General features: G+C 74.7%; 11 protein-coding genes. 3 read left to right on the forward strand and 8 right to left on the reverse strand.

From position 1 onward, the window contains the following. Positions 1 to 67: 67 nt before the first annotated feature. The 7 genes from ACIRB7_RS29475 to ACIRB7_RS29505 form a co-directional block, all read right to left on the reverse strand. A complete protein-coding gene (locus ACIRB7_RS29475) occupies positions 68 to 1,843 on the reverse strand; it encodes an asparagine synthetase B family protein (protein WP_403604462.1) in 1,776 nt (591 codons plus the stop codon). Positions 1,844 to 1,894: 51 nt separating this feature from the next. Next, entirely contained in the window at positions 1,895 to 2,443 is a 549-nt protein-coding gene (locus ACIRB7_RS29480; RefSeq protein WP_403604465.1) for a hypothetical protein, read from the reverse strand. A 43-nt stretch (positions 2,444 to 2,486) separates the two neighbouring features. After that, the gene (locus tag ACIRB7_RS29485) at positions 2,487 to 3,416 is read right to left on the reverse strand and encodes a hypothetical protein (RefSeq protein WP_403604467.1); all 930 of its coding nucleotides are present in this window, start codon (positions 3,414 to 3,416) and stop codon (positions 2,487 to 2,489) included. Further along, the gene (locus tag ACIRB7_RS29490; protein ID WP_403604470.1) at positions 3,413 to 4,495 is read right to left on the reverse strand and encodes a hypothetical protein; all 1,083 of its coding nucleotides are present in this window, start codon (positions 4,493 to 4,495) and stop codon (positions 3,413 to 3,415) included. The genes ACIRB7_RS29485 and ACIRB7_RS29490 overlap by 4 nt, the downstream gene beginning before the upstream one ends. Positions 4,496 to 4,602: 107 nt before the next feature. Next, entirely contained in the window at positions 4,603 to 5,676 is a 1,074-nt protein-coding gene (locus tag ACIRB7_RS29495; protein ID WP_403604473.1) for a hypothetical protein, read from the reverse strand. Continuing rightward, complete coding sequence (locus ACIRB7_RS29500; protein WP_403604476.1) at positions 5,673 to 6,443, reverse strand: cupin domain-containing protein; 771 nt, start codon at positions 6,441 to 6,443, stop codon at positions 5,673 to 5,675. Before ACIRB7_RS29500 ends, ACIRB7_RS29495 begins: the two co-directional genes overlap by 4 nt. Positions 6,444 to 6,599: 156 nt before the next feature. After that, the gene (locus tag ACIRB7_RS29505) at positions 6,600 to 7,262 is read right to left on the reverse strand and encodes a lysophospholipid acyltransferase family protein (protein WP_403604479.1); all 663 of its coding nucleotides are present in this window, start codon (positions 7,260 to 7,262) and stop codon (positions 6,600 to 6,602) included. 241 nt (positions 7,263 to 7,503) lie between these two features. Between ACIRB7_RS29505 and ACIRB7_RS29510 the strand changes: the two genes are divergently transcribed. Together ACIRB7_RS29510 and secD are read left to right on the forward strand one after the other, a co-directional pair. Beyond that, entirely contained in the window at positions 7,504 to 7,983 is a 480-nt protein-coding gene (locus ACIRB7_RS29510; protein WP_403604482.1) for a hypothetical protein, read from the forward strand. Between the two features lie 147 nt (positions 7,984 to 8,130). Continuing rightward, complete coding sequence (gene secD / locus ACIRB7_RS29515; RefSeq protein WP_403604485.1) at positions 8,131 to 10,473, forward strand: protein translocase subunit SecD; 2,343 nt, start codon at positions 8,131 to 8,133, stop codon at positions 10,471 to 10,473. Between the two features lie 206 nt (positions 10,474 to 10,679). Here secD and mgt read toward each other — a convergent pair whose 3' ends face one another. After that, positions 10,680 to 11,882 carry a macrolide-inactivating glycosyltransferase gene (gene mgt, locus ACIRB7_RS29520; protein WP_403604488.1) on the reverse strand — a complete coding sequence of 401 codons (1,203 nt, stop codon included), beginning with the start codon at positions 11,880 to 11,882 and terminating at the stop codon, positions 10,680 to 10,682. Positions 11,883 to 12,022: 140 nt separating this feature from the next. Here mgt and ACIRB7_RS29525 point away from each other — a divergent pair, with 140 nt between their 5' ends. Beyond that, positions 12,023 to 12,790 carry an NPP1 family protein gene (locus tag ACIRB7_RS29525; protein WP_403604491.1) on the forward strand — a complete coding sequence of 256 codons (768 nt, stop codon included), beginning with the start codon at positions 12,023 to 12,025 and terminating at the stop codon, positions 12,788 to 12,790. Positions 12,791 to 12,804: the final 14 nt, after the last annotated feature.

Consider the following 12,804-nt stretch of genomic DNA (forward strand, 5'->3'; position numbering starts at 1 on the left):
GGCCTCTCGCGGTTCGGGGCGGTCCGGGGCCCGCCGGGGCGGCCCGGTTCGTCGGGGCGGTCCGGGTTCACACGTCGTACGACCGCAGCCAGAGCTCCAGCGTGAGCACCAGCCACAACTTGCCGCCCTGCCGGGGCAGCAGGGCTCCCTCGCCCCGCAGCCAGGCCCGGACGGTCTCCGGCCGGAACAGCCCGCGCCGCCGGGACGCGGGCCCGAGGAGGAGGTCCTGGCCGAGGTCGCGGAGCGGTCCCGTCAGCCACTCCTGTACCGGCACCCGCATCCCGCTCTTGGGCCGGTCGACCACCGTGCCCGGGAGCAGGTCCCGCACGGCCTCCTTGAGGATCCACTTCTCCGCCGTACCACGGAGCTTGAAGGAGGGCGGGGTCGCGAAGGCGTGGTCGACCACCGACCGGTCGAAGAGCGGCGAACGGCCCTCCACCCCCTGCGAGGAGGTCAGCCGTTCCACCTTCGTGAGGATGTGGTGGGCGCCCTTGGTCCGCAGGTTGCAGTGGAGCAGCTGGTTGAGGAGGTGCCCCATCCGGTACGGGCCGCCTCCGTCCGCCGTCAGGTACGGCGCCACGTGCCGCTCGAGCGGCGGGGCGTCCCGCAGGGCGTCGAGTGCCGGGGCCGTGAGGAGGTCCGGAAGGTCCGTCCAGCACTTGCGGTACGCACGCAGGTACGCGGTCGCCCGGTCCTCGTCCCAGGGCGCGCCCGGCATCCGGTGCATCTCCTGCACCAGCATGGGGAGGTTCTTCGGCCCGCCGAAGACGGGGTCACCGCCCTCGCCGTTGAGGACGACGGAGGCGCCGTCGGCGGCCACGGCCTCGGCGAGCAACAGGTTCGGCACCGTCAGCGGATCGCCGACGGGGCTGTCGAGCAGCGCGGCCGCCTCGGCCAGCCGGGCGGCCACGGTCTCGCCCGAGACGTTCAGGACCCGGTGGCGGGTGTGGCAGTGCGCGGCCACCAGGCCCGAGTACCCCAGCTCGTTCGGCAGGTCGTCGCCGAAACTGATGGAGTAGGTGTGCACCGGGTGACCGTGGAGCTTCGCCGCCAGGGCCGTGACCAGGGAGCTGTCGATCCCGCCGGAGAGAAGCACGGCGGCAGGCTCGGCGGCGGGCAGCCGGCTCGCCGTCGCCCGCTCCAACAGACCGCGCAGCTCCAGGACATGGCCGGCCGGGTCCTGCGGCGGCGGTTGCTCGAACCGCTCCCGGGGCTCCCAGTGGACGGTCTCGGTGGACGTCCCGTCCCGGCGCAGCCGCAGCACCCGTCCGGGCAGCAGCTCCCGTACGCCGGTCAGCAGGGTCTCCTCCCCGGGCAGATAGGCGAAGGTGAGGAAGGAGCGGACCGCGGACAGGTCCATCGAGGTGCCGAGCGCGGGCCAGCGGCGCAGGGCGCGCAAGGAGGTGGAGGCGGCCCAGGCGCCGTCGGCCCGCGCGTAGAAGAGGGTGCGGGCGCCCACGTGGTCGCGGATCAGGACCAGGTCCCGGCCGTCGAGCACGGCGAGCACGAACATCCCCTCGGCCAGCGCCACCCCCGTCTCGCCGAGCAACGCCCAGCAGCGAAGGAGCAGTTCACCGTCCGGACAGCCGGACGGCGGTGGAGCGGCCCGCTCCGCGAGGGCGGCGAGCAGCACCGGCCGGTTGTGCAGGGTGACCTCACCGACCGCCGTACGGCCGTACGCGGTGAACGGGCCCTCGGCGCGGCCGGTCTCACCGGTGAGCAGGGACAGCTCGGCGCCGGGGACCTCGGCCGGGACGTGGTCGGGCCCGAGGGCGCCCATCGCGTCGAGATGGGCGCGGGCCTGCCCGGTGGTGGCGGCCAGGCAGGCGCACAGACGTGCCACGTACGACTCCTTCTTCTCGTGCTCTCGGGTGACGGTCTGGGGTGGCCGGGCTCAGCCGAAGTCGTCGTCGCTCCAGGCGTCCTCGTCGCCGTCCCAGTTCGCGTCCCAGTCGTTCCCGTCGCCGCCCCCGTCGTCAGCGCTGTCACCGCCGGAGCTGTCACCCCCGCCGCCGGAGGACTGGCCGGCCTGCGCCTGCTGCTGCCGCAGCGCCTCCTCCTGCTCGGGGGACAGACTCAGCGGCGGCAGCTGGGAGGCGGATATCGCGAGGGTCGCCACCCCGAGTCCGGTCAGCAGGACGCCCATCCGGCCGCCGAACGAACTGCGGTTGATCAGGACCTTCTCGCCGCGCGCCCACAGGGTGCGGCCGTAGCCGATGTCCCGGGCGTAGGTGACGGTGCCGTCGGCGAGGGCGCGCTTGATGATGCGGTCGCCGAGCAGCTCGTCGGTGCCGGAGGCGCCGCGGCTGTCGTGCCACCGCACGAGGTGCGGCCGGCCGGGCGTGCGGCGCCGCCACTCCTCGAGGCCGTCCTCGTAGGTGCGGTGGACGGTGCCGTCGGCGAGCAGTTCGTCCGCGTAGCCGATCTCTTCGGGACGGATCATGGTGTGCGTACCTCGGGTCTGTGGGAGGGAGCGCCGGGACGGGTCACGCGGCGGGCCAGGTCATGAAGCCGGTTCCGCGCAGTCCGCGCAGGCCGCTCCACAGGGAGTCGCGGGGTGGTCGTGGTCCCCGGGTCAGCCGCAGTACCGTCCGTACGAGCCGGGCCGGGGGCACGGCCGCCACCTGGGCGAACCGCCCGCCCGCCAGCCAGTCGGTCTCCCGGGGGCGCAGGGCGGCGGGCCGGGCCGCGAGGGCGGCGGGGCCGGGCGCAGGACCGCGCCCCGAGGGCAGGCGCAGGGAGGCGGCGTGCCGGGGCACCAGGCCGAGGGAGACGACCCGGACGCCGGGAACCGGCCCCAGTCCGGCCCGGACCCGGGCCGGGAGCGCGACCCCGGACGGACTCGCGTCGTGCAGGACGTGCACGGTGGCGCCGCCGGCCCGTTCCAGGGCGGCGAGCAGCCGCGGGTCGAGCGGCAGGGCGTCGGAGGCGGCCAGGATCGGGCACGCCGCCTCCAGATGGACGTGGTTGGCGAGCAGCATCCCGGCGATCGAGCGGTCCTGGCAGAGCAGCAGCCGGGGCAGACCGTAGTCGTAGAGGTCCGGCTCCGACGGTTCGCCCGTGCCCGGGAGGTACGGGGCGGGTGGCGCGACCGGCGGCGGGAGGAGGCCCGGTACGGTCTCCCGGCCGCGCGCGTCCAGGGCGCGGGTGAAGGCGGGCAGGCGCAGGGCCGGGGCGGGGGTGCCGGGGACCCGGCCGAGGAGGGCCGCGCCGGGGCTCAGGACGCGGCAGGTCTCGTAGTAGAGCTGGCGCTCGGTGAAACGCAGCCCGCCGGGCGCGGCGGCGCGGGCGGCGGCCACGCCGATCGCCCGGCCGGTCACCCCGGCCGACACGCGGGCGGCGATTCCGGGGCCGGGGCGGTGGCCCGGACGGGCGGTCGCGCCCTTGAGCGGGGGCGGGAGGTGTCGCTGGCTCATCCGGCCTGGTCGCCTTTCGTTCGGGACGGCGTACCGGCAGACGGCGTACCGGCATTCGGCGTACCGGCATTCGTCGTACCGGCATTCGTCGTACCGGTATTCGTCGTACCGGCGGACGGCTCACCGGTCGGCGTCGGCTCACCTGCCGGCCAGGTCAGGAATCCGTGAGCGGCTCGGGGATCGGAGGGTCCGGCGGCCGACGCCCGTGCCACCGCCTCCGTGACGACGGACTCCAGGCGGGGCGGGGGGACGGCGGCGAGGGGGCTCCAGAAACCCTCTGCCAGCCACACGGCGTCCTCCTCGGACAGTCCGGCGACGGAACGGAGATCGTCGGCGACGACGGCGCGTGGGGGAGCGACCCGGTGCACGGCGCCCCGCCGGTGCCGGACCGCTCCGACCGGGAGGCCGGCGTCCAGCACCACCCGGTCCGGGTGGGCGAGGCGGAGCAGCGGGGCGAGCAACGCCCCCAGGGCGCTCGCGTCGTGCAGGACCACCACCGGGAGCCCGCCGGGAACATCCGCCAGCGCGTCGTGGGCGACAGCCGGTCCGGCCTCGACGAGGAGTGCCTTCAGGCGGGCGGGGAGGCCGTTGGCCCGGAGGAAGACGGCGACCGCGTGATCGGTGCAGAGCAGGACGGTGGTGGGGTGGCCCACGGGGGACTCCCGGGGTGCCGGGGCGCGCGGTCCGTCGTCGACCACACCCGGAGGCAGTTGCCCGTACGTGGTCTGCCAGCGGTCCTCCATCAGCTCCCGGAACCGGGTTTCGTACGGAGTGATCAGCGAACCGCCCGGCCGCGCGGGCGTCCGTTTCCTCAGCGTGGCCGCCGCGACGAGAGCGAGGGCGGCGGCACCGCTGAGCGTCGACCACGCTCCGTCGGTGCGGGCGGAAAGGCAGAAGAGGGGGAGCGCGAGGGGCAGGGCGACCAGCCACCGGACGAGGGGCCGGATCCCGCGTGCGGGGGACGGCCCCCAGGCGCCGCTGAACGTGCGGCTGAGATACCAGAGTTGGGTGACGGTCATCTTCAGACGGCCGTCGTCGGTGGCGTGTGAGGCGATCCTTCGGATCCGGAGGTCGTTCATGCCCCGGCCGTGGCTTCTCGGGTCGAGCGCGAAGGGGCGGTCGCAGCGCGAACAGACAAGCCCGGTCCGCTCCTTGGCCGTCAGCCCCGTGGCGCAGTGCGGGCAGATCACCGGCCACCCACCGGGTCAGGACCCGCCGCCTCCGGCCAGGTCAGGAAGCCCAGGTCGGCGGCGTGTCGCAGGTCGGTGTCGACCCCGCGCGTGACCTGTGCCGCGACCCGGTCGACCACGGCGAGCAACCTGGCCGGAGGCAGCCCGACGAGAGGGAACCGCCAGCCCTTCCCGAGCCACTTGAGTTCCTCCGGGGTGAACGTGCCGAGTCCGGCGAGGAGCCGCAACTGCTCCGGCCCGGGCTTGCGCCCCGGATCCCGGTAGGCGACGGCCTGCGGCAGGGCCCGTACCGTGCGCAGCGGCGGTCCCGCATCGACGACGGTACGGCCCGGCAGGGCGTCCCGGACCCGCCGGACCAGGAGTTCGCCGGACGCGTCGGTGTCGTGGAGCACAAGCACCGGGCCGCCCGACGGCACCGCCCGGGCCTCCTCGGGGCTCCGGGCGGGGACGAGGCCGTACCGGGCGGGCAGGCCGGCGGCGACGAGGAAGGCGACGACGGCGGGGTCGGGGCAGACCAGCACCCCGTTCGTGACGTCCCCGCCCGTCCCGGGGGCCGTACCGCCCGTGGCCGTACCGCCAGGGACCGCCTTGGTGTCGAGCACGCCGGGCGGCAGCGCTCCGTACACCTTCCGCCATTCGGCGAGCACCTGCCCGGGGAAGGCCTCGCGGGAGACGGGCGGGACGCCCTTGCCCACGCCCGCGGACCGGGCCGCGCCGATGGCCACGGCGGCGATCAGCATGGCGGCGGTGACGATCAGCGGATGCGGGATCTCGCCGACGACGGCCGCGACAATGGCCGCGACGCCGACGACGGCCGCCATGCCCAGGCAGCCCTGCGCGAATGTGCTGTCCCTGATGCGCTTGCGGGAGAGGGCGTACCACAGCTGGTCCGGGACGATCCCGATCCGGCCCTCGTCGGTGAGGGCGGCGGTGATCCGGCGTACCCGGAGGTCGTTGAGGCCGAGTGGATTGGTCTTGGGGTCCAGCGCGTACTGCTTGGAGCAGCGGGAGCAGCGGTTGCCGGTGCGTTCCCTGCGGAGCAGGTTGTGTTCGCAGTGCGGGCAGATCACCGGGGCACCTCCAGCGCGGCGGCCATCCGGCGCAGCCGGGCGGCCAGCCGTTCCCGTACCGTCGTGGCGGCGATGCCGTGGACCCGCTGGGCGCGCTCGATGTCGCGGAGCGCGGCGGCCAGGGCCCTGTGGTCGGTGCGGGCTCCGCCGGCCAGGGCCATGGGGACGGTGAGCGCACCCGCGGCCGGGGCGGTGCGGCCGCCCGGCCCGGCGACGGATACCTCGGCCCGCCGCTCGGCCTCGGCCGCGGTGATCGCGTAGTCCTCGTGGTCGATTCCGTAACCGGTGTTCGCGGCGAGGATGGTCAGCGGCACGTCGGCGCGGTTGGCGAAGGAGTGCGGCATCATCTCCGGGATCCGGATCAGCATGCCCGGTACGAGCGGGACGTCGACGACACGCGCCCTGGCCTCGTCGTAGAGCCCGCAGGCGGCATGGCCGAGGCTGAGGACGAAGTGCTCGCCGCCGTGCGCGTGCGGGGTGAAGGCGCTGCGCGGGCCCACGACCCCGAGTTTCACGGTGGCGTTGGACGGCCGCTCGGGTGAGGTGGCCGCGTCGCCCACCAGGTAGTGGGCGAACTGCCCGTCGTCGATGAACCGCAGGAACTCCCGCTCGGGTCCGAGCTCCCGATGCCCCTCCCGGTCGGCGAGCAGGATGCCGCCGTCGGGCCTCAGGTGGTACAGCTCGACTCCGCCGGGCAGGTCCCGCGGCACCCCGCCCGGCAGGTCCTCCGGTATCCGGTGCTTCGCTCGTACGGATCGCTCCGCCATCGCGCCTCCCCCTGACGCCCGTCGGGCGTACTCACGCCCAACCACCGCATGGTAGAACGCCGTTCGGGAACAACGGGAGACCTCGGCGCGACTCCAGCGCGGCCCTGGGGTGAACGCCCGGCGTCTCCGGACGGGGCGACCCGGAGTCGAGACCGGTCAGCTGCGGGCCGCCGGCTCACCGAGCGCCCCGGCGGCCGTCCGCCACGCCTCCGTGACGGCCCCGTGGGCCAGCGCCGTCGCCGCGGCCACGTCGGCGGGCAGCCGGAGCGGCGTCCCGATGTGGACGTGCAGGCCGGGCCTGCGGACGGGCGCAGTGAGCACACCCGCGATCTGCTTCACACGCCCGCCGGAGGTGATCCGGCGGGCACCGGCCTGGCCGATCGGCACGACCGGCGCCCCGGTGACCCCGGCCAGCCGGGCGAGCCCGGTACGGAAGGGCTCCGGCGGGTTCTCGGCGGAGTCGGGGCGCGGCGGGATGCGGCCCTCCGCGTACAGCATGACGTGCCGTCCCGAGGCGAGCGCGACGGCGGCGTGGTCGAGGGCGGCGGCGGCGCGCGCCGAGTTGCGGTGGACGGGCACATGGCCCTCGCGGGTCAGGGCCCGGCCGAGCAGCGGGATCCGCCAGAGCCCGGAGGTGGCGAGCAGGACGGGCTCGACGGCCAGCCGCTTGCGGAGCGCGGCGAGGACGAGCGCCGGGTCGGCCGTCGACGTGTGGTTCACGACGAGGATGCTGCCGGGTTCGATCCGGGCCTCCGGGTCGGTGGTGACGGTCAGTCGACCGAAGAACGGCACGACATGGGCGGCGAGACGGCTGAGCACGGGCGCGCCCCCTGGGTCCGAGGACGAAGCGCTGACCCCCTCATCGTGCGGTCCGCGCCCCGCACCCCACATGAGCACGCGTACTCAGCTGTCGTACCCAACGTCGGCCCGCGCGGGCCCCGGTGGCCTCGGACGGTCTCGTCCGGTCTACGCTGGGCCCCGGCAGGTCGGAGGCGGTTCGTGCCTCCCGCACGGGCCGAAGTGACGACGGGCCGACGAGCACCAGGGGAGGGGCGACACGGTGACATCTCCCACGCGACGCCCCGCGACCCTCCGACGGCTCGCGACCCTCCGACGGCTCGCGACCCTCCGACGGCTCGCCACGCTCCTGCCCGCGATCCTCTGCGCGGTGTGGTCCCTCCTCGTACTCCCGGCACCGGCGGCGCAGGCCCTGAGCCCCACGGCCCACACGCTTGCCGTACCGGCCCCGGCCCCGTCGCCGGCCTCCGGCCCGGCCCCCTCCAGCCCCCACCACGGCCCGCCGCGCGTCTCGTCGCCCGAGCCGCACTTCGCGCCCACCGCCGTCGTACGACTCCCGGCCGGCGTCGAGAACCCCGTACGGATCCCGGGAACCCCCGCGACCCTCGGCACGGTTCCTCCCGAACCGCGCGTCCCCGTGCGTGGCGTGCTCGTGGGCGACCCCCGCCGGGAGCGTGCGCCGCCCAGCGCCGCCCACGGCCCACGCGCCCCGCGCGGCCCTCCCTCCACCCGGCACAGCTGACGTTCTCCCGCGTCGCCCTCCGGGTCCTCGGCATGCCCTCGGACCGGTCCCCGACGCGTATCCGACCGTACGTCCGGCACGGCCGACGCACGTCCTCACCCTCCGTGTGGACGCGCGCCGTCGCCGTGTGCTGCCTGTGGAGCACCCATGTCCTCTCGTTCCGCGCTCTGGCGCGCGCTGCTCGCGCTCGCCGTCGTCGCGCTCTCCCTCTGGATCACCCTGACCACCCCGCCCCGCCTCGGACTCGACCTCCGCGGCGGGACCCGCATCGTCCTCCAGACCGAGGACGGACCCGCCGTACGTGCCGACGCCGCCGCCACCGACCGCGCCCTCGAGGTACTGCGCAAGCGAGTCGACGGGCTCGGCGTCGCGGAACCCTCCCTCGCCCGCTCCGGAGAACGGCGCATCGTCGTCGAACTCCCCGGACTGCGCGACCCACGCCAGGCGGCCGAGGTCATCGGCCGTACGGCGCAGCTCACCTTCCACGCCGTCACCGGAACGGCACAGGGCCCCGCCGGCCCCGCAGAGCCGAACGGGACCCGCGTCCTCGCCGACCCCGACGCGCCCGGCAGCTTCCTCGCCCTGGCCGCGCCCGCGCTCACCGGCGAAGGCGTCGAGAGCGCCGACGCCGTCCTCGACACCACCAACGGCCGGGGCTGGACCGTCGACCTGTCCTTCCGCGACAGCGCCGCCCCCACCTGGGCCCGGCTGACCGGCGACGCGGCGTGCGCGGCGCCCGCGGACCCGGCGCGCAGGGTCGCGATCGTGCTCGACGGCAGCGTCGTCTCCGCCCCCGGCATGCAGGCCGGCGTGCCGTGCGGCGCGGGCATCGGCGGCGGCTCCGCGCAGATCACCGGAGGGTTCTCCGCGCCGGAGGCGCGCGATCTCGCGGCGCTCGTGGAGGGCGGCGCGCTGCCGGTCCCGGTGACGACGGTCGAGCAGAGCACCGTGGGACCAACCCTCGGCGCGGAGGCGATCCGGGCGAGCGCCCTGGCCGCGGTCATCGGCCTCGCCTGCACCGGCGTCTTCGTCATGCTGGTCTACCGGCTCCTCGGGATCCTCGCGACGGCCGCCCTCCTCCTGTACGGGCTGATCTCGTACGCCGCCGTGGTCGCCCTGGGCGCCACGCTCACGCTGCCCGGCCTCGCCGGTTTCGTCCTGGCCATCGGCATCGCCGTCGACGCGAACGTCCTCGTCTTCGAACGGGCGAGGGAGGAGTACGCGGCCCTCGGCCGGTCCACCGCCCGCGACCCACGGCGCCCGCTGGCGACGGCGTTCGGCAAGGTGTGGAGCGCGGTCGCGGACTCCCACGTCACCACCCTGCTCGCGGCCGGCCTGCTGTTCGTCTTCGCCACGGGCCCGGTCAAGGGCTTCGGCGTGACCCTCGCGATCGGCGTCGTGACCTCCCTCCTCACCGCCATGGTGATCACCCGGCTCCTCGCCGACCTGACGCTCCGCCTGCCCGTGGTGCGCCGACGGCCTGCGGTCACTGGCATGGCGGGCCTCGGCCGGCTGCGGACCCGGCTGACCCGGCGCGTCCCGCGTCTGATGGCCCACCGGCGCCGCTGGCTGATGTCCTGCGCCGGGCTCCTGATGGTGGCGCTCGCCGGAATCGGCGTCCGAGGACTGGAGTTCGGCGTCGAGTTCACCGGCGGCCGGGTCGTCCAGTACACGGCCGAACGGCCCGTCGACGCCGACGCGGCCCGCGCGGCGATCGCGGCGGCGGGCTTCCCCGACGCCGTCGTCCAGGCGACCGGCGGTGGGGAGGGCGGCGCGTCCGACGGTGGCGATGTGTCGGTACGCGTACGGGAGACCGGCGACGGCGAGCAGAGCGAGATCCGGGACGCGCTCACCCGGGTCGCCGGCCCGGTGGAGGTGGAGCGCGACGACCTGATCGGACCGAGTCTGGGAGGGGAGCTGCGCACCCACGCGCTGCTCGCGCTTGGCCTCGCGGTGGCGGCCCAGCTCCTGTATCTGACGGTGCGGTTCCGCTGGACGTACGCGACGGCCGCGGTGGCGGCGATGACGCAGGACGTCCTGCTCGTGGTCGGCCTGTTCGCCTGGCTGGGCAAGCCGGTGGACAGCGTCTTCCTGGCCGCGCTCCTGACCGTCGTCGGCTACTCGGTCAACGACTCCGTGGTCGTCCTCGACCGACTGCGGGAACTCAGGCGGCGCGGCGGGGGAGTCCCGCTCCCGGACCTCGCGGACCGGGCCGTCGCGCAGACCCTGCCCCGCACGGTCAACACCGGTATGGGGGCGCTCTTCGTCCTGGTGGCGCTCGCGGTCCTGGGCGGCGACTCGCTCACCGACTTCTCCGTCGCGCTCCTCGCGGGAGTGGTCCTGGGCATGGCGTCCACGGTGTTCACCGCGATGCCCCTGGCCGTGGCACTGGAGACCCGTAGCCCGGCCCCGGCAGCCGTCTCCGGGGGCGGCGCCGGGCCACGGCGGAGCGCCGACGCCGGCCGGGACCGCTCGGGCGCCGTGGTCTGACCTCGCGCCGCGGCGGCCCGTCACCCGATCCGTGCGGAAGAGGTCGTACGGATCGGGCGGCGGGCCGCTTTCCGTACGCCGGGTGGCGGGCTGCCTTCCGTACGCCGGGCGGCGGGCCGCTTTCCGTACCCCGGAGGGCGGCCCGTCGCCCGTACGCCGCACGGCGGGCCCTCGGCCGGACGCCGCACGGCCGCCCGCCGTCCCGGTCAGGCTCCCGGGAGTTCGGCCTCGATCAGGTCGGCGGCCCGGCGCGTTCCGCCCTCGCGGGCCATCGACTCCTGGATCTCCCGTGCGCGGCGCGCCACTTCGGGGTCGTCGAGCAGGGCGAGCATGTCCTTCCGCAGGCGCTCGGGGGTGACCTCCTCCCTCGGCAGGTGTCGCGCCACGCCCAGGGACTGGAGCATGTCGGCGTTCCCGAACTGGTCGACGGCCTGCGGGACGGCCACCATGGGGGTGGCGGTGGCCAGGCCCTCCTGGCTGCCACCGGCGCCCGCGTGGGTGACGAACGCGTCGGCCTGTCGCAGGATCGCCAACTGGGGCACCCAGGAGTGCACTTCGACGTTGGACGGGACGTCACCGAGCTCGGCCGGGTCGACGAACTTCCCGATCTGCAGGACCACGTGCCAGCCCGGGAGCCCGGCGAACGCCTCGACGCAGTCCCGGTAGAAGCCGGGCTGCTTGGTGAAGGAGGAGCCGAGCGAGACCAGGACGACCTTCTCGGCGTCCGCCGGCCGCCGCCACTCGCCCTGTGTGGCGCGCTCGCCCTGGCAGGCGCCGACGAAGGTGTAGACGGACTCGTCGACCCGCTCGGCGTGCGGCTGGAGCGCCTTCGGGATGAGCACGAGCGCGCGGCGCGGGCGGGCGACGAACCTGTCGGGGTCGGTGTCGAGGCCGTGCTCCGCGAGCCAGGCCTCGAACCGGGCGTAGTACGCCTTGCCGCGCGGTGAGGCCTTGAGCTCGGCGAACATCGGCTCGGCGACCTCCTCCTCGTACCCCTCCCAGGGCACGAGGTTCGGCCACAGCGAGACGGCAGGGACGCCCCAGGTGTGGGCGAGGACGCGGGCCGGGTAGGCGGTGATGTCGTGGAGCACGAGGTCGGGCCGGTCCGCGTCGAAGGCCTCGGCGAGCTGGGGCAGTGCCTGGACGGCGTCGCTCAGGAACGGTTCGAGGTTGTCGATGAGTTCCGTTCCCCACGCGTCGGGGTCGTCGTCGGTCGGGAGCGTCGAGGTGTAGACGATGGGCGTCGCCCCGGTCTCCGCCACCTTCTCCGCGAAGGAGGCGGGGACGGCGTAGCTGACGCGGTGGCCGCGGGCGACGAGCTCACGGATGACCTCGAGGCTGGGGTTCACGTGGCCGTGGGCGGCGATGGAGAACATGGCGACGTGCGCGGGGGACGCGGTGGTGGTCATGCCGACCACTGTATGCGAGACGATACGTATCGTCTACTCGATGTCCCGACGTGTCGAGTTCACGCGCGGTTCCTCCATTCATGAGCTGTGCATGCCAAGATGACGCCTCTCGCATCATGCCGCCCGACCCAGGGGAGACAGTGAAGACACAGGCGTACGCCGCCAGGGGCGCCCTCGCCCTCGCCGGCGCCCTCACGTTGATCATCGCCCTGCCCGGCAGCGCTTTCGCCGCCCCGCCCCCCGCGCTGCCCGCGAACGCCGACGGTCTTGAGCAGACCTTCCAGCCGGCCTACGACTACGACACCGACGGCTGCTACCCCACCCCCGCGATCGGGCCCGACGGCACCGTCAACGGCGGACTCAACCCCTCCGGCGCCGTCAACGGCCAGTGCCGGGACTCCTGGGACCTCACCCAGACCAACGGATACGCCCGCGCGAAGTGCAACAACGGCTGGTGCGCCATCCTCTACGGCCTGTACTTCGAGAAGGACCAGGCCGTGGCCGGCAGCAGCCTCGGGGGACACCGGCACGACTGGGAACACGTCGTCGTGTGGGTGCAGAACAACCAGGCGCAGTACGTCTCCACGTCCGCCCACGGCAACTTCGACATCCACGGCCGGGACCGGATCCGCTGGGACGGCACCCACCCCAAGGTCGTCTACCACAAGGACGGCATCGGCACGCACTGCTTCCGCCCGGCGAACACCAACGACGAACCGCCCGAGAACCACCAGCACACCTGGCAGTTCCCGAGCCTGGTCGGCTGGAACGGCTACCCGGCCGGCCTGCGCGACAAGCTCAGCGCGGCCGACTTCGGCAGCGCGGTGTTCGGCCTGAAGGACGGCAACTTCGCCTCCCACCTGGCCAAGGCCAAGCCCGCCGGCGTTTCGTTCGACCCGTACGCCTGACCGAAGTCCGTACG

Origin of the sequence: Streptomyces sp. NPDC093795 (genome assembly GCF_044764665.1) — a bacterium.
Lineage (GTDB): Bacteria > Actinomycetota > Actinomycetes > Streptomycetales > Streptomycetaceae > Streptomyces.

Coding starts and splice junctions, on each gene's coding strand:
- ACIRB7_RS29480 (WP_403604465.1), bottom strand. CDS start 2,443: ATGATCCGTCCCGAAGAGATCGGCTACGCGGACGAACTGCTCGCCGAC.
- ACIRB7_RS29485 (WP_403604467.1), bottom strand. CDS start 3,416: ATGAGCCAGCGACACCTCCCGCCCCCGCTCAAGGGCGCGACCGCCCGT.
- ACIRB7_RS29490 (WP_403604470.1), bottom strand. CDS start 4,495: ATGAACGACCTCCGGATCCGAAGGATCGCCTCACACGCCACCGACGAC.
- ACIRB7_RS29500 (WP_403604476.1), bottom strand. CDS start 6,443: ATGGCGGAGCGATCCGTACGAGCGAAGCACCGGATACCGGAGGACCTG.
- secD (WP_403604485.1), top strand. CDS start 8,131: ATGTCCTCTCGTTCCGCGCTCTGGCGCGCGCTGCTCGCGCTCGCCGTC.
- mgt (WP_403604488.1), bottom strand. CDS start 11,882: ATGACCACCACCGCGTCCCCCGCGCACGTCGCCATGTTCTCCATCGCC.